Below are 15,759 nucleotides of genomic sequence, written 5' to 3' on the forward strand. Positions count from 1 at the left end.
TATCCTGTATGGGGAAACCACTATTTATCCATAAACTTCGTTTATATACGCGGTGTATTATGATGTATAGTGTGCTGATAGGTACCGTTCACATCAATACCGGTACATTCTCCTGCCAGGCACAACCCAGTCGCATAAATACGTTAATTAAGAGCCTCGATAAGGCAAAGCACGACACAGACAGGGTCAATATTTACTATTCAATTTCCAGGTTATATTGGAGTAAAAATGCCGATAGCGCCCTGTTAATGGCCGGAAAATCCCTTGATCTGGCAAAAAAAATTCATTTCGAAAAAGGTATTGCGCTGGCGTATCTTGCAAAAGGGGTAGCCCTGGGATACAAAGGAAATTGGCCCGAAGCACTGGACTCCCATTTGCAGTGCCTGCGCATCAGCGAAAAACTGGGTATGGAAGGATTGAGCGAGAACGAATATGGTAACATAGCGGGCCTGTACACCTCTATGGACGATTACCCCAAAGCACTTTATTATAACCAGCAAGCTTATAAGATAGCCATCAAACAAAAAGGCCCCGCACGTAATGGCATCTTCAACCTGCTGGTAAACATGGGGGAAATATTTAAGAAAAAAGGTCAGCCAGATTCGGCTATTGCCTATAACTCCAGGGCACTGGTTATAGCTAAACGAATCAAAGATCCCGTCGATATGGCTGCTGCAATGTATAATATTGCCGAAAATTTGATTACCAACAAAAAATACCTGGTGGCCAACACTTATTTGACAGGGGCCCTTTATATTGCCAAAAAAGCAGGAGATGACGAAGATGTTGCCTACTGCCATGGTGGCCTGGCACTCACCTCCTATTATACCGGCAAATACCATTTGAGTATGTTGTATGCCCAAAAATGTCTTAAAGAAAGCAAAAAATCCGGCATTCTTGAACTCATTCAAACCGCCTATAGGGTATTGTATTTAACCCATCAAAAAACCGGAGGGTATAAGCAGGCCTTATATTACCGGAACCTTGAAATTGCATTAAACGACAGCCTAAAAACGGCGGAAAAAGAAAAAGCCATTAAAGACATACAGTTAACCTACGAACTGGATAAAAAACAGGCACAAATTAACCTGTTGAATAAAGATAAAATTATCAATAGAAAAGAGCTGGAAAAAGTGCGGTTAAAACGGGACATCTTAACAGGCGGAGCCATACTTTTATTGTTACTGGCTATGATCCAGTTCCGCAGTTATCGGCAAAAGAGGAAGCTCAATGAGCAGCTTGCTTTGCAAAATAAAAATATATCAGCACAAAATCTTCAACTGGAAGAATTGGTGCATGTGAAAGACCGCCTGTTTTCTATTATCGGGCACGACCTGAGGGGTCCCATCCAAACCGTGAGCCAGATGATGAACATTGTAAAGGAAAAAAGTTTGCCCCAGGAAGAACATGAATTTTGGATCGAGAAAATATGCGATACGCTTTTAATGACCTCCAAATTAGCCGAAAACCTGTTGTATTGGGCAAAAAGCCAATTAGACGGAATACAGCCCAACCCTACCTGCTTTGATGTGCAAAAGGTAATCGATCAAAATATTACGCTGCTGAAACAACGGGCGGCTGAAAAGAAAGTGCTGATAACCGGTATGGAGAAAGCCGGACCGGAAACCGTATATGGCGACGAAACGATGATTGATATTGTGATCAGGAACTTATTAGAAAACGCGGTAAAGTTTTCAAAAGCAGGCGATCAGATCACGGTAACCGCCGAAAAACAAGAGAACTTTACGGTAGTAACAATAAAAGACAACGGAAGGGGCATCCCGGCGGAAGCACAGTCCCTGATATTTAACAAGTTTGTTTCGCACACTACTTTTGGCACGGCCAGCGAAAAAGGAAGCGGGCTTGGTCTTTTATTATGTAAAGAATTGGTAGAAAGCAACAATGGCACCCTATGGTTTGAAAGCAGGGAAGGCATCGGAAGTTCGTTCTATTTCAGTATACCAGCATCGAAATGAATCTTGATACCTGACACTAACTACTTGCTACCGAATACGAACTCACATTACTATAATCTATATTAGTAACCACCGTATAATCGGGTACAAAGGTATTTTCGCTGCTTAGGGCCATGTCAAGCTCAAAGGTGGCCGGGTATGGAGTTTTCAGCAGACTACCTTTGGGGATGTAGGGAAACAGTTCGCCGTAGGTTTGAATCTGGCTGTGGTTAATGCGGCGGTAAATGAACATGCGGTGCAGGTCGCAAGGCTTGGTGAGGCCGGCGGCACCAATCATCTGGATGGCGCTGCCTACGGTGGCTTTGTGAAAGTTGGCTACCCGTACCTTTTTATCATCGACTACAAGGCCGCGCATCAGGTCTTTATCCTGGGTGGCCACGCCGGTTGGGCAGGTGTTGGTGTTGCACTCTAAAGCCTGGATGCAGCCCAGGGCGAACATCATACCGCGGGCGCTGTTGCACATATCGGCACCGAGGGCGAAATTCTTCACCAGGTCGAACCCGGTAGCTACCTTGCCCGAGGCAATCAGCTTAATATGTTTTTTAATATCAAAACCAGTAAGGGCATCGTACACAAAAGCCAGGGCCTCGCGCAGTGGCATCCCTACCGAGTTGGAGAACTCCAGCGGTGCTGCGCCGGTGCCGCCCTCTCCCCCATCTACGGTAATAAAATCCGGATAAATGCCGGTTTTAACCATGGCCTTACAAATGGCTAAAAACTCACTTTTGTGGCCTACACATAATTTGAAGCCGATGGGTTTTCCTCCTGATAATTCCCGTAATTTCTCAATAAATTTCATTAATCCGATGGGATCGCTAAACGCGGTATGGAATGGCGGCGAAACTACATCCTGCCCCATTTCAACCAAACGGATGCGGGCAATTTCGGGCGTTACCTTGGCGGCAGGTAAAATACCGCCGTGCCCAGGCTTGGCACCCTGCGAAAGCTTGATCTCGATCATTTTTACCTGCGGTTTTACAGCACGTTCGGCAAAGGCATCGTAATCTATAGTACCATCTTTATGCCTGCAGCTAAAATAGCCGGTACCAATTTGCCATATGATATCGCCGCCGGGCTGCAGGTGGTAATCGCTTAAACCACCCTCACCTGTGTTATGGGCAAAATTATCGAGTTTGGCACCGCCGTTAAGGGCCAGTATGGCATTCTCGCTCAGCGAGCCAAAGCTCATGGCCGAAATATTAAAAACGCTGGCCATGTAGGGTTGCTTGCAATCCGGTCCGCCTACCTTTACCCGCGGGGCCATATCCAGTTTATGGTGATCAATGGCAGCAATGCTGTGGTTAAGCCATTCGTAACCGTTTTCGTAAACATCCAGCTCGGTGCCAAAGGGGCGGGTATCATCAACCATTTTGGCGCGCTGGTAAACCACGCTGCGGTTTTGGCGGTTAAAGGGCGTGCCGTTGGTATCACTCTCTACAAAGTACTGGTATATTTTGGGGCGCAGATCTTCCATCAAAAACCGCAGGTGACCAAACACCGGAAAGTTGCGTACAATGCTATGTTTTTTTTGCACCAGGTCGTAAAACCCAAGCGCGTAAATAGGTACCATAATGAAGAACGCCCAAATTGCTGGCGGCCAGATGACAACCCAGGCTGTAAGGGCCGCGAAGATGATAAAGAAGGAAACGATAAAGAGCTTTCTCATGCTGTTGTTAAATTGGTATGAAGCCGGTATTATATTTTATAAAAGTAGCTTATTGGCTAAACATTTAGGCAAGTGTATAGTTAAACTTGTAACTCAATGTCTACGTATTGTAAATAAAGTAAAATAGATGTTTAAACATCTATTTTTGTATTATCTTTGTATCAACAAAAAAAATAAAAAATCATGTCAACAGAAACAGCAACAAAATGGGTTATTGACCCAATGCATTCCGAAGTACAATTTAAAGTAAAACACCTGGTTATTTCAACCGTGAGCGGCTTTTTCAAAAGCTTTGCAGGTGAATTAATTACTGATAACGACGATTTTGAAAATGCCGAGATCGATTTCACGTTAGATATCGACAGCATTGATACCAATCAGTCACAACGCGACGAGCACTTAAAATCGGCCGAGTTTTTTGACGCTGCACAATATCCACAAATCAGCTTTAAATCAAGCTCATTCACCAAAACAGGTGATGATGAGTACGCGTTGAAAGGCGATTTAACTATAAAAGACGTAACTAAACCAGTAACTCTTGATGTTGAGTTTGGTGGTTCGGCTGCCGATTTTTATGGCCAAACCAAAGCAGGTTTCGAAATCAGCGGTAAAATTAACCGAAAAGAGTTTGGTTTAACCTGGGATGGCGTTACCGAAGCCGGTTCTATCGTTGTAGGTGAAGACATTAAACTGTTAATCAACGTTCAGTTTACTAAACAAGCTTAATTGTTTGAATGCTGTTGCTGTGTTTTAATAATTAAAATGCCGCTGTTGTTAAGTATACGTAACAGCACGGCATTATTGAAAACAGCAAAGCAGATCAAATTTTAATAAAAGCCATCCCCTTAAAGGATGGCTTTTTTGGTGTTTATCAAATCCCTCTTCTGAGCAAGGATTGTGCGTATATCTCTTTTTTAATCATATCATCAACCAAAACGTTGTCATTTCGAACGAACCGGAGGGGGACTGTGCGCCGGAGGTGAGGAGAAATCTTATAAAAGCGGACATTCAGCTATACAGGGCGTCGAAGATTTCTCTTTCGCCCCCCGCTCATTCCCCCTCCTTCGCTCTATCGAAATGACATTTTTTTTGAACGATTTGTATATACAATAGCTTCCAAGGGATTCGCACAGCCCGCTGCTTTTGTCCTTGTTCCTTTGTCCAAAATCCTTCATCCAAAAATCCCAGAGTCCCAAAAATCACTTCCCTCCCGTCGTATCCCGCTCCACCAATTCCATTCCGCATTTTGAACAGGTACCGGGTTTGTCAAAGCTCAGGTCTGGGTGCATGGTGCACATGTATTTACTTTTCGGTTTTACTACTGTGGTTTTAGGGGTATTACTATTGCAGGCGGTGATAGCGCTTAAGCTTAATGCAGCTAAAACCAATATGAGCAGGGATTTTTTCATGTTTATTTATTTTTTATAAAGGATGCAAATCCAAATAAAGATACCACCAGCACACCTAATGCGGCCAGCATACTCACCAAATCCCGGATGTTTTTCCCGGCCCAACTCATGCCGAAATATTTATGCAGGAAAATGAAGGATAAGCCTTCGGCCCTATCGATAGCTGCCACCTTGGTAGCCAGTTTAGATGTGGTGGTTTCAATGTACCAATTATCGCCGTTGGGATAGCCAACACGTTCAACAGGCAGGCGTTTGTTAATAAACCCATATTCATTATCAAACTGGCGGATCTGGTCTACCTTAACCCTGCCGTAAAACTTGTTGACCTCTAAGCGTGGATGGTAATAAGTGCTCAAAAAGCGGGCGTAGTCCTCATCTGCATTGGTTTGTTCTTTGCCGGTTTTGGTGTTGATGTAAGTGATCTGTTTTTTATCGTCGGTAACCTGGTAAAATGTGTTGCCATTAAAGCTGACAACTCCTATTTTGCGGATCAGGCTATCAGTAACAGGCAGCGCGAGGTTGGAGATAGTCAGATCACTACGCTTAATTACCTGTCCATAATCAGCTTTCGCAGGTTCGTCATTATGCAGCTTTACCGCCAGGTGAAATAAGCCGCTGATCACAAAGGTGAGCATCACAAAAGATACGATCAGCCCTATCTGCCGGTGAAAGCGGTGTACAAAACGCTTATCTTCGGTGCATTTAGCTTTACGATTTTGTTTGATGGCCTTAAACTTCTTCCACATCAGCCCATAAACCGTTAAGCCACTGATGAGCGCGAACAGCATCATAGTCATGATGACAACCAATACCACATTGCGGAAAGTATCGCCACCAATATCGGCTAAAAACTGCCAGATATGGAACTGCTCAAACAGCCACAGGAAAGCCTTGCGGGTATTGTTATTAAAAGTGCCCATACGGCTTTGGCCGGTTTCAATGTAAATGTCCATCCCATCGGCTCTATTGAAACTTACCTTCCAAACCGGCAGCAGGTGGTTAATAGGCTGATACTGCCCATCGAAACCCGTTTGCAGGGTGATACTTTTTAATGCCGACGTGCCATCCTGCGTAAAATAACGGGCCAGGTATTCGGCATAATCGGTATCGCCATGGGGCAGCAAAGTCGCGTTGGTTGCCGAATAGTATTTGTACGTGCTATCCGCACCTAACACCTGGTAAAATGTGCCCTTCTTAAAGTTCAGCAGGTTAAAATTCCTGATGGCTGTAACGTGGTTGCTATCCAATACCTGCTGAATGCTCAGGGCCGGTTTCATTTTACTTTGCGCAAGAGGTTTAAATACCTCCTGCGCTATAGACGGCCTGAACCAGTTTGACATGAACGGATGCGAAAGCCCGCTCAGCGTCCAAAATATTACCGGTACCAGGGATATTAAGCCCAGTACGCGGTGCCATTTATAAAAGTTACTTTTTAATGCCGATGATGCCATTTGATCAATATTTTGAAAATGAATAACTGATTCCCAGGCTATAGGTACGCGGCGCTGCGGCGTTATACGTATCGCCATACTGGTTGCTGGTTACCGTAGTGGCATACAGTTTATTGGTTAAATTTAACACATTAAACCAAATGCCCATGCCTTTTAAAGTGCTGCCCAATGCGTTGTAACCCAAACGCAGGTTATAAATATTATACCCGCTGTAGGTTTTGGTATTGGCCGGGTTGGTGTAGTACTGGTTAATGTGCTGCCACTCGCCCGCTATCCTGAAGCCCGGCAGGTACAGGGGCTTGTAGGTAAGCTCGGAGTTGGCTATCCAGGCGGGGGCGTTGTTCATGCGTTTACCATCGTAATTGATAACGGTGTTGGTACCATTGCTGTAATTGGCAACCACTTCGCTGTAATTTACATAGGTGTGCCTGGCATTGGTACCACTAAACCTAAAGCTTAGCTCCTGTACCGGGGCCAGGGTTAAGGCATACTCCACCCCACGGTGACGGGTAGCGCCCGCGTTTTGGTTTTGCGTGGTATTATCGGGCAGTAGCTGGTTAATGATCTCATTATGGCCCTCTAAATCGTATATACTTACCTCAAAACGAAGTTTTTTGTCAAATGCGGTAAACCATCCGCCTATCTCGTAATTATCAAACGTGGCCTGTTTTAAAGGGGCAAGCTGCCTTGCGCTGTACAGGTCGCCGGTTTCTGGTGGCTGGAAGCCTACACTGTAGTTGGCGTAAAAACCTTTGTTGTTGCCCAAATCATAAGTTAAACCCAGTTTGGGTGCTACGATATTGAAATTGTTGGTTTCCTGTTGCTTGTACTTGGTTTGGCCGGCCGGTAAGCCATTGGTAAAATCGTAATGCACCCTATCGTACCGTAAACCACCAACTATGCGCAGGGCTTCGGTTGGTTTAAGCTCGTACTGAGCGTAGGCAGCAGTATTAAAGAGTTTAATGCGGTAGTCATCAATGTATTTACCTGTATTGGTAAAGCCAGCGTAATAATTGTTCTGCACATCTTTATCAATATCAAGGTATTGGGCATAATATGAACTGGGACTATCATCTACATAAACCCCACCTATCAGCCTTGAACTGAGGAAATTAAAATTAACCCGGTGCTGGGCCAGCAAACCATAGCTTTGAAACCGCTGATCGTTCACCTGCCCGTTGCTGCTCAGGTAATTGCCGGCATTGTCCCTCACATCTGATATATAATAGCTTGGCAATTGCGCGGTGGAGTTATGCCTGAAAAACAGGGTTACAAAGGTGACGTTATTATCATCCCATTTATGATCTAAACGGGTGCTTGCCCTGAATGATTCTACCTTGCGGTAAGTAAAACGCTGATTGGCCCCATAACTGCGGCTATAAAAGCGGGCGCTATCTAAACTGCCCGGCGTTTGGGTGTTTAGGTTGTTGTACGCTGCCGATGTGGTTAAACGTGTATTGGCATTAAAATCATAAGTGGTTTTAAAATTGGCCGAGTACTTATCAAAGTCAGAATAGTCCTGCCAGCCATCACGCTGACGGGCAATGTAGCCGCCAACGTACAGGCCAAATTTGCCCTGGGTAAAACCGCCGTCGGCATCAACGCGACGGTAATGGTTATTATCGCCCTGTACAGATACGTTGCCAGCATAGCCCGATGGCGGTCCCTGGGTAATGAAGTTTATCGCTCCGCCGATAGAGTTACTACCATAAAGCGAAGAAGCCGGACCTTTAATTACCTCGATATCCTTCACACCCGACATGTTGATCTCGTACAAGGAATTATGATTGAAGATCCCCGTAGGGCGAATAGGCAAACCATCTTCCATATACAGATACAGCGCGTTGTAGGTAATAGGCTGGCGGATAGCCATGGTATGCTGCTCGTTCCCTAAGTCGACCATATACACACCAGCTACTTTATTCAACAACTGGTAAAGCGCGGTAGCCTTGGTATCCTTAATTTGGGTAGAGTTGATCTTGCTAATGGCAATCGGTGCATCCTGCCGGGCCTGCCCTTCCCTGCTGGCGGTTACCACCACAGGCTGCAGATCCAACGTTGATGGCGTTAAAGTCACATCGGCCTTTACACCATTGATGTTAACTGTTTGTGTAGTATAGCCAACCATGCTCACCTTTATCTTACTGATATTTTGTTGAGCGATGGTATACCTGCCATTGGCATTGGTAGTACCTAATTTAGCATTATTAACGGCATTAGCGATCATAGCACCGCTGATAGCCTCGTGAGTATTGGCATCGGTTACTATTACATTGGTTTGGCTGTAGGCCCGGATTAAAAAGAGTATTAAAAATATAGTTAGACTAAAAAGTTTTTTCATGTAAAATGCTTTCGGGATATAAATCCCGGTGGATAATATTGGTGAATTGGGTTTTCCCGGATATTCCTGCTATGTCATTGCGAGCGCAGCGCGGCAATCTCGTAGCATACAGAGCGCCCCTGCACAGCTCGCGATTGCTTCGTTCCTCGCAATGACATAGTTGCCTGAATCAGAATTTACAGAATTTAAGAATTAGCAGAATCATAAAAGGCTTAGCGCATTTTCAAATCTTCAAATTCTCAAATTTTCAAATCAATTCATCATCTGCACATCTGAAATCTAAAATCTGCACATCTGGTTTTTCCGGGAAAAATAAAACAGGGATATTATCCTAATTGAGGAGGCTGGAAGATCACAGCGGCCGGGGTGGGCGGCAGGCTGTTATCATAAGGGGTTGAAATTACTTGCAACAGGCTGGTGTGGAATTGAATATCAGTTGAACTGATCAAAAACACTTCCTGAAAGAGGCTCTTTTGCGACTGCCTTTCGTCGCTGGCCTGCTTGTCATCAGCCTGTTTTACCTTTTTCGCGAAATAACATTTACCATCGCAATGCACTGCCGGTTTATCCCGGTTTTCGCAAAGCTTGGTAACAATGTAATTCCGGTTCAGTTCAAATCCCGCGTATACAAAAAAACGCGAAAAGTTAACTGATACCAGCGAAAAGATCAATAAATAGGCTGTTACACGTTGCAGCATAATAACGCAAAGGTAACCTCTGCGGGGTTAAGAAGCAATTGTATTTTGTTTTTGCAGATCAATTAAAAAATTGTCATTTCGAACGAACCAGCGAGGGGGTTACGCGCCGGAGGTGAGGAGAAATCTTATACAAGCGACTCCATTCGCTCGTCGCTTGTATAAGATTTCTCTTTCGCACCCCACTCAAGCCCCGCCTTCGCTCTATCGAAATGACAAATTTTATAAATATGTCACAAACAAAATCCCGGTTTCCAAAGAAAACCGGGATTCAAATATCCTAATCAAAAAGCTCCCCCTTTAGGGGGCTGGGGGGCTTAGCCCTCAAACTTATAACCAACACCTTTAACGGTAGCTACAACATCGTCGCCAAGCTTTTCGCGTAGTTTGCGGATGTGTACATCGATGGTACGGTTGGTTACCACTACAGAGTCCTCCCAAATGTTTTTCAGGATCACCTCGCGGGTGTATACCTTGCCTGGTTTTGAAGCCAGCAGGTAAAGCAATTCAAATTCTTTTTTGGCTAATACAACCTTAACGCCTTTTTGGTAAACCAGGTAGGCTTCGCGGTCAATAACCAGGTCACCAATTTCCAGTTTGTTGTCAGGTGCTTCCTCGGCAGGGGCATTGCGGCGTAAAATGGCGTTTATACGGCTTACCAGGGCACGTGGCTTAATAGGTTTAGCTATATAATCATCGGCACCAACGTTAAAGCCGGCTATTTCTGAGTATTCTTCGCTGCGGGCAGTTAAAAACACCATAAAGGTATTTTTAAACTCGGGCATGGTGCGCATAATACGACAGGCCTCGATGCCGTCCATTTTAGGCATCATAATGTCAAGTACAATAAGATCAGGTAGTGATTTCTTGGCTTCAGCTACGGCTTCCTGACCGTTGCGGGCCAAAAACACCTGGTAGCCTTCTTTTTTAAGGTTGTATTCAATCAACTCTAAAATATCCGGTTCATCATCAACAATAAGAATTTTCTGTTTCGGAGAGCTGCTCATGATGCGTTAATTTTTTTGTATAAAAGTATACACTTAACAAAAGCTTAAAGTTACCACAATATTAACAAATTGTTAAAGGTTACCTTATGTTAACGATTTATTGAACCTATTTGAACGTTTTGGTTAAAAAGGCTTCCAAATCGGCACCCGTTATGTTCTTAGCAACAATGTTTCCGGCCGGATCAATGATAAAATTTGATGGGATAGCCTCGATGTTATAAAGCCTTTCCGTAGGCCCTTCAAAGCTGTTCAGGTCAGATCCGTGAGCCCATTCCAGTTTATCATCATTGATGGCTTTTTGCCATGCTGCCTTATCCTTATCTAAAGAAATCCCTAAAATATTAAATCCTTTTGAATGGAAAGCGGCATATTGTTTAACCACGTTTGGGTTTTCCTGGCGGCAAGGCGCACACCATGATGCCCAAAAGTCAACCATTACATATTTGCCTTTATAATCGGCCAGGCTTACCTGTTTACCGTCTATACCGATTGTCGTAAAATCCGGTGCCTTGTGACCAATAGATACCGGCTTGATCTTTTCCATCTGCTTAACAAAGGTTTGCACACCAGGATTACCCGGAAAGTTTCCTTTAATATCATCGGCATAAGCCACTAATTGTGGTTCAAATTTGTAAACATCTAATGAGGTAGCTGCATAAAAGCCTGCCAACGAGGTTTTGTTATCATTAACAAATTTTAAAACCGCAGCACCGTAGTCGGCCAGGTTTTTCTGGAAAACAGGCATGTAAACTTTCAGCAGTGAATCTGATTGTTTGCCCAGTTTTTGTGATTTATCCTGGTATTCGGCAACCAGTTTGGTGTTTTTTGCGCCATAAAAATTGCTGATCTTGTTAAACTCCTTGATCTTTTCAGAATCATCAGATCCCTTAATGATATAGCTATGGCTAACGTCGTTGTTATCGGTTTCAAAATCAATATCATCGCCGTTCTTAGCTATCAGGTCGTAAACGTTGTTGGCCGCTGCAGACTGATCGGCTCCGCCTGTACTGCCAACGCGTAATTTATACAGGTTGGCGTATGGTGCAACATGTTTAAACTGAAATTTACCGTTTTCGCTTAGCGTGGTGGAGTCAACAACTTTTATCTGGGTACTATCGGCCTCAATTAAGTAAACCAGCTTGATGCTGCCGGGATTTTTAATGGTACCGTTAATGGTAAATTGCGAGCCATCTTTGCATGAATACAAAAACACGCTTAAAAGCAGTACACTGTAAACTGCCAGATTCTTTAATTTCATTCTACTTTGATTCTAATTCCTTGATCAATAACTGGTTTGTTTTCTGCGGATCTATTTTCCCTTTGGAGGTTTTCATGATCTCGCCCATAAACAGGCCTAAAACGCCTTTTTTACCCTTCTGGTATTCCTTCACCTTATCGGGGAATTTGGCAATGGCCGCCTTTATAAACTGGCTCACATCGTCATTATCCGCGCTGATTAACAGGTTAAGCTCTTTGGCTAAGTCTTCGGCTTTTTTGCCGGGCTCCTTCACCATAGCCGGGAATAGCTTGTGCGAAGCTACAGAATTATTTATCACCCCTGCGTCAATTAGTTTAATGAGAGCGGCAAGGTTGGCCGGGGTAACAGCAAAGTTACCAATGCTTTGGTTATGATCATTAAGATATGATTTTACCGCCCCCATCAGCCAGTTAGCGGCTGCCTTATAGTGGTCTGTAGCTTTTACCAGTTCGTCAAAATAGTGGGCAACGTCCCTATCGGCAGTAATAACCGATGCATCATAGGCCGAAAGACCCAGTTCGTTCACATATTTATAGTAAAGCTGGGCAGGTAATACCGGTAAGCCTTTTTTAATATCGTTTACATATTGCTCGGTAAGCATCAGCGGCATCAAATCCGGCTCGGGGAAATAGCGGTAATCGTTTGCCATTTCTTTGGAGCGCAGTACCGATGTTTCGCCGGTATCGGCATTAAAGTTCAGTGTGTTTTGATCTATGTGGCCGCCGGCTTCAACAATCTCTACCTGGCGGGCAAACTCGTGCTCAATGGCACGCTGTACGTTACGGATAGAGTTTAAGTTTTTAACCTCGCAGCGGTTGCCAAAGGTGGTAGCGCCTTTCAGTCTTATCGAAATATTAGCATCGCAACGCATGCTGCCTTCTTCCATATTACCATCACAAATATCCAGGTAACGGAGAATCTTGCGCGTCTCGGTCAAAAACTGACCGGCCTCTTCGGCGCTGTGCATTTCGGGCTGGGTAACAATCTCTAACAGGGGTACACCGGCACGGTTCAAATCTATTAATGAATCGGCGTGGTGCTGGTCGTGCATGCTTTTGCCTGCATCCTCTTCCATGTGAATGTGGTGAATGGCAATATTTTTTGTTGTACCATCGGCCAGTTTTACCGGTACGTGGCCGCCAAGACAAATAGGCGCGTGATCCTGCGTAATCTGGTAGCCTTTAGGCAAATCGGCGTAGAAATAATTTTTACGGGCAAAATGATTGTTAAGGTTAATGCTGCAATTACAGGCCAGGCCCATTTTTACGGCATATTCAACCGCTTTTTTATTTAAAAAAGGCAACGTGCCGGGATGTCCCAACGAAATTGCGCTAACATGCTGGTTAGGTTCGGCACCAAAAGCAGCTGAGTCTGCCGAGAATACCTTACTTAAAGTAGATAGCTGGGCATGTACCTCAAGGCCTACAACCAATTGGTACTTTTCACCTATCCCGTTTGTGAGAACTGTCATAAAAATAAAATCCGGCTATAATTTGCCGCTTGTAAGGTCAAATATATAAAAGTTAATACAGTATGGGGTAGAAATTGGTTTTTAAGCAAGCGGAAAAGTTTGTTTTGAAGACCGCGTCAGCAGCCTAAGATTTGGCCAACCAGTACCTGCCTACCCCGAAAAAAGTGATGCTTAGCTATACCTCCGATGAGATAATGAGCCAATTAAATAAACCCCGGTAAGCCAACTACACAAATATACTAAAAAGAAAATTCGCCGGCAATTTTGTTTCGGTAGTTAAGGATTATTTTGTGCTTGGTTTATACTGAATTTACGTATAATGCTAAAAATTAAAATATTGATTATCAGCTATATAATAAAACAAAATCATACTTACGCAGCACCTTCAATGCACCTTTGAGCACCTTTTGGGTACTTTTCAGATGCCTTTTGAAGCACCTTTAAATAACCTACGGTGTACCATTGTTTTCTTTTGGGGAGGAGAGTTGGTTCATGGTCAATAGTTCATAGATCATGGTTGATAAGATCATGGTGCCGGATCAAGCGCTAAAATGGTTTAGCAATATTCATCTTTTTCTGTCCTTGCTCCTTAATCCCAAAATCTTTACTCCAATAAGGGCGTTGCCTGCGGCCCGGGCTATCCGTTCATACGCCTGCAGGCATTACGCTCATTGGCCGGTATCCACTGCTATCCCTAACGCGGGTTGTGGCCGTTGATTTTTGATTACGCTGATTTTTTTGTCTGAACCTGGATTAAACAGATTTATCAGATTAACAGGATTTTGATTTGTCAAACGATGTCATTGTGAATTTTAAAATCCGCGGGCCGTGAAGATGGGCATGACGTAAACCGGGCGCAGACGACTCACCCCGACGAGGCTCCGCCCGTCTGCCCCTCTTTCCGGCTGAAGCCGCATAGAGGGCGGGAGAACTTTACTTTAAGCCCTCTTTGCCGCTTGCGGGAGAGAGGGCAGGTCCAGCAAAGCGTCGACCGGGTGAGTCGTGACCAGCGTTCACTCAAATGTTAAGTACATCATGTGTAAGCACGAAGCAATCTCGTTGCTATACAGAGCGGATAAGCAAATTCGATATGCAATGGCTACGGGATTGCCGCGCTGTGCTCGCAATGACAAAATTGTGTGGTTTGGTTAGTTGAAAATAAAATGCTCTCGCCTTCCCCAAAGTGTCAGCAGAGCAGCTTCGGGCGAAAACGGGCAAAACGATGCGGGGCAGTGCGGTGGCAGGACATAGGGGGTTTTTGCGGCAGGGACCTGGCGGGTGAGGGCAAAATAATCCCAGCCCAGGTTTTGGCCGTTTTGCAGGGCAAAGGCCTTGAGCGCAAAGAAGCATTTCTGCTGACTTGAATTATTCACCAGTAATTTATTTTTTTGGTGTTCATTATCTCGCTTTGCTCGGTCTTTTGGTTCTTTTTGTTTCAAGACAAAAAGGACTTGGCCAACCCGCGGCCAAGAGCGGGCCAATGTTATTCGTTTATATATAATTAAAGTTGGGGAGGTGGAAGCAGTCACTGGTACTTAACTGAAGCTACATACCTGTGCCAGATAAGAAATCTATAATTTTGCTTCAAAAGCAGACTGAGATTTTTTTGACAACCTCTTTGATGCTTGTTTTATATCAGATACGCCAACATCCGATCTAATCAACTCTAAATTTTCTTTTTGAGTTTTAAGCTTATCCAACAAATTGATGACGTTTAGCTTGGATTCCTTAGTCATTGTTTTATCCTGAATAAGCATTTTTTTGAAAAGATCTGCAATCGCATCTAAAACGTATTCACTATAATTAACTACAGATTCGTTTTTATAGCTCCTTTTTAAAGACAAAGACTCAAACAAAATCAAGCTGATTTTGCTCAAATCGCTTTCCTCAATAACATTGATCTGCTCTATATTTTCAAACGTAATCATTACCTAACTTCTTCTAATGTTATTAACGTTTTATCGCCCTGTTTTGTTACTTCCAATATGATAAACCTGCTATTTGGCTTAAACAGCACTTCTTTCTCATTCTGCGGATGATACAATCCATATTTTGCAAAAGCCTCTATATCTTTTCCATTACGACTAAATATTCTGAACTGACAACTATTTCCAAACTGATAGGCTATAGCTTTTGACTTACTTGCCGAAATAAATGCGTGTTCCACTAAGATAGTATTATTAGAATAAGCATCTAAATATTTTTGCAATTCAAATGCAGTTAAGTTAACAGCCCTATATACGATATCTTCATAGTCGGGCAACTTCGCTAAAGTCTTATTCAAAAACTTACCAAAGTCTGAAGAGTTCTGTCCACCGCTCAATCTTAATTGTTCATTCAATGTCTCATAAGCATCTTCTGTATATCTATAGATTAAAGCATGCTCTTCAAGGCGTAATAAGTCAGTATTAACTAATTTTTTCTGTACCTCAATTAATTCTCTTGAACAATATTGATGAACATACTCATCCAGTTTTTTCATTTC

Annotated in this window: 14 protein-coding genes; 3 read left to right on the forward strand and 11 right to left on the reverse strand. The window is 43.7% G+C overall.

What is annotated here, in order from left to right; genetic code table 11:
• Positions 1 to 8 precede the first annotated feature (8 nt).
• Positions 9 to 1,976 carry a tetratricopeptide repeat-containing sensor histidine kinase gene (locus FHS10_RS02555; RefSeq protein WP_259087366.1) on the forward strand — a complete coding sequence of 656 codons (1,968 nt, stop codon included), beginning with the start codon at positions 9 to 11 and terminating at the stop codon, positions 1,974 to 1,976.
• Positions 1,977 to 1,992: 16 nt separating this feature from the next.
• On the opposite strand, the gene FHS10_RS02560 is transcribed toward FHS10_RS02555, so the two are convergent.
• A complete protein-coding gene (locus FHS10_RS02560; RefSeq protein ID WP_259087368.1) occupies positions 1,993 to 3,642 on the reverse strand; it encodes an FMN-binding glutamate synthase family protein in 1,650 nt (549 codons plus the stop codon).
• 183 nt (positions 3,643 to 3,825) lie between these two features.
• Between FHS10_RS02560 and FHS10_RS02565 the strand changes: the two genes are divergently transcribed.
• On the forward strand, positions 3,826 to 4,368 hold the full coding sequence (locus FHS10_RS02565) for a YceI family protein (RefSeq protein WP_259087370.1): 543 nt from the start codon (positions 3,826 to 3,828) through the stop codon (positions 4,366 to 4,368).
• 473 nt (positions 4,369 to 4,841) lie between these two features.
• Here FHS10_RS02565 and FHS10_RS02570 read toward each other — a convergent pair whose 3' ends face one another.
• The 7 genes from FHS10_RS02570 to gatB all read right to left on the reverse strand — a co-directional run bounded on the left by FHS10_RS02570 (position 4,842) and on the right by gatB (position 13,274).
• A complete protein-coding gene (locus FHS10_RS02570) occupies positions 4,842 to 5,051 on the reverse strand; it encodes a heavy metal-binding domain-containing protein (RefSeq protein WP_259087371.1) in 210 nt (69 codons plus the stop codon).
• A gap of 2 nt (positions 5,052 to 5,053) precedes the next feature.
• Positions 5,054 to 6,580, reverse strand: a complete 1,527-nt coding sequence (locus FHS10_RS02575) for a PepSY-associated transmembrane domain-containing protein (RefSeq protein ID WP_259087373.1) — start codon at positions 6,578 to 6,580, stop codon at positions 5,054 to 5,056.
• On the reverse strand, positions 6,507 to 8,843 hold the full coding sequence (locus FHS10_RS02580; RefSeq protein ID WP_259087375.1) for a TonB-dependent receptor: 2,337 nt from the start codon (positions 8,841 to 8,843) through the stop codon (positions 6,507 to 6,509). Before FHS10_RS02580 ends, FHS10_RS02575 begins: the two co-directional genes overlap by 74 nt.
• A 326-nt stretch (positions 8,844 to 9,169) precedes the next feature.
• A complete protein-coding gene (locus FHS10_RS02585) occupies positions 9,170 to 9,541 on the reverse strand; it encodes a hypothetical protein (RefSeq protein ID WP_259087377.1) in 372 nt (123 codons plus the stop codon).
• A gap of 314 nt (positions 9,542 to 9,855) precedes the next feature.
• Entirely contained in the window at positions 9,856 to 10,545 is a 690-nt protein-coding gene (locus FHS10_RS02590; RefSeq protein ID WP_259087379.1) for a response regulator transcription factor, read from the reverse strand.
• 106 nt (positions 10,546 to 10,651) lie between these two features.
• Positions 10,652 to 11,803, reverse strand: a complete 1,152-nt coding sequence (locus FHS10_RS02595; RefSeq protein ID WP_259087381.1) for an AhpC/TSA family protein — start codon at positions 11,801 to 11,803, stop codon at positions 10,652 to 10,654.
• 1 nt (position 11,804) lies between these two features.
• Complete coding sequence (gene gatB / locus FHS10_RS02600; protein ID WP_259087382.1) at positions 11,805 to 13,274, reverse strand: Asp-tRNA(Asn)/Glu-tRNA(Gln) amidotransferase subunit GatB; 1,470 nt, start codon at positions 13,272 to 13,274, stop codon at positions 11,805 to 11,807.
• A gap of 513 nt (positions 13,275 to 13,787) precedes the next feature.
• Between gatB and FHS10_RS02605 the strand changes: the two genes are divergently transcribed.
• Positions 13,788 to 13,991, forward strand: a complete 204-nt coding sequence (locus FHS10_RS02605) for a hypothetical protein (protein ID WP_259087385.1) — start codon at positions 13,788 to 13,790, stop codon at positions 13,989 to 13,991.
• Positions 13,992 to 14,422: 431 nt separating this feature from the next.
• Here the strand turns inward: FHS10_RS02605 and FHS10_RS02610 are convergent, their stop codons facing one another.
• The 3 genes from FHS10_RS02610 to FHS10_RS02620 form a co-directional block, all read right to left on the reverse strand.
• Entirely contained in the window at positions 14,423 to 14,713 is a 291-nt protein-coding gene (locus FHS10_RS02610) for a hypothetical protein (RefSeq protein ID WP_259087387.1), read from the reverse strand.
• Positions 14,714 to 14,845: 132 nt separating this feature from the next.
• A complete protein-coding gene (locus tag FHS10_RS02615) occupies positions 14,846 to 15,202 on the reverse strand; it encodes a hypothetical protein (RefSeq protein ID WP_259087389.1) in 357 nt (118 codons plus the stop codon).
• On the reverse strand, positions 15,202 to 15,756 hold the full coding sequence (locus FHS10_RS02620) for an ADP-ribosyltransferase domain-containing protein (RefSeq protein WP_259087390.1): 555 nt from the start codon (positions 15,754 to 15,756) through the stop codon (positions 15,202 to 15,204). Before FHS10_RS02620 ends, FHS10_RS02615 begins: the two co-directional genes overlap by 1 nt.
• Positions 15,757 to 15,759 lie beyond the last annotated feature (3 nt).

Source organism: Mucilaginibacter dorajii, assembly GCF_024808255.1.
In the GTDB taxonomy this organism is placed as follows: Bacteria; Bacteroidota; Bacteroidia; order Sphingobacteriales; family Sphingobacteriaceae; genus Mucilaginibacter; species Mucilaginibacter dorajii.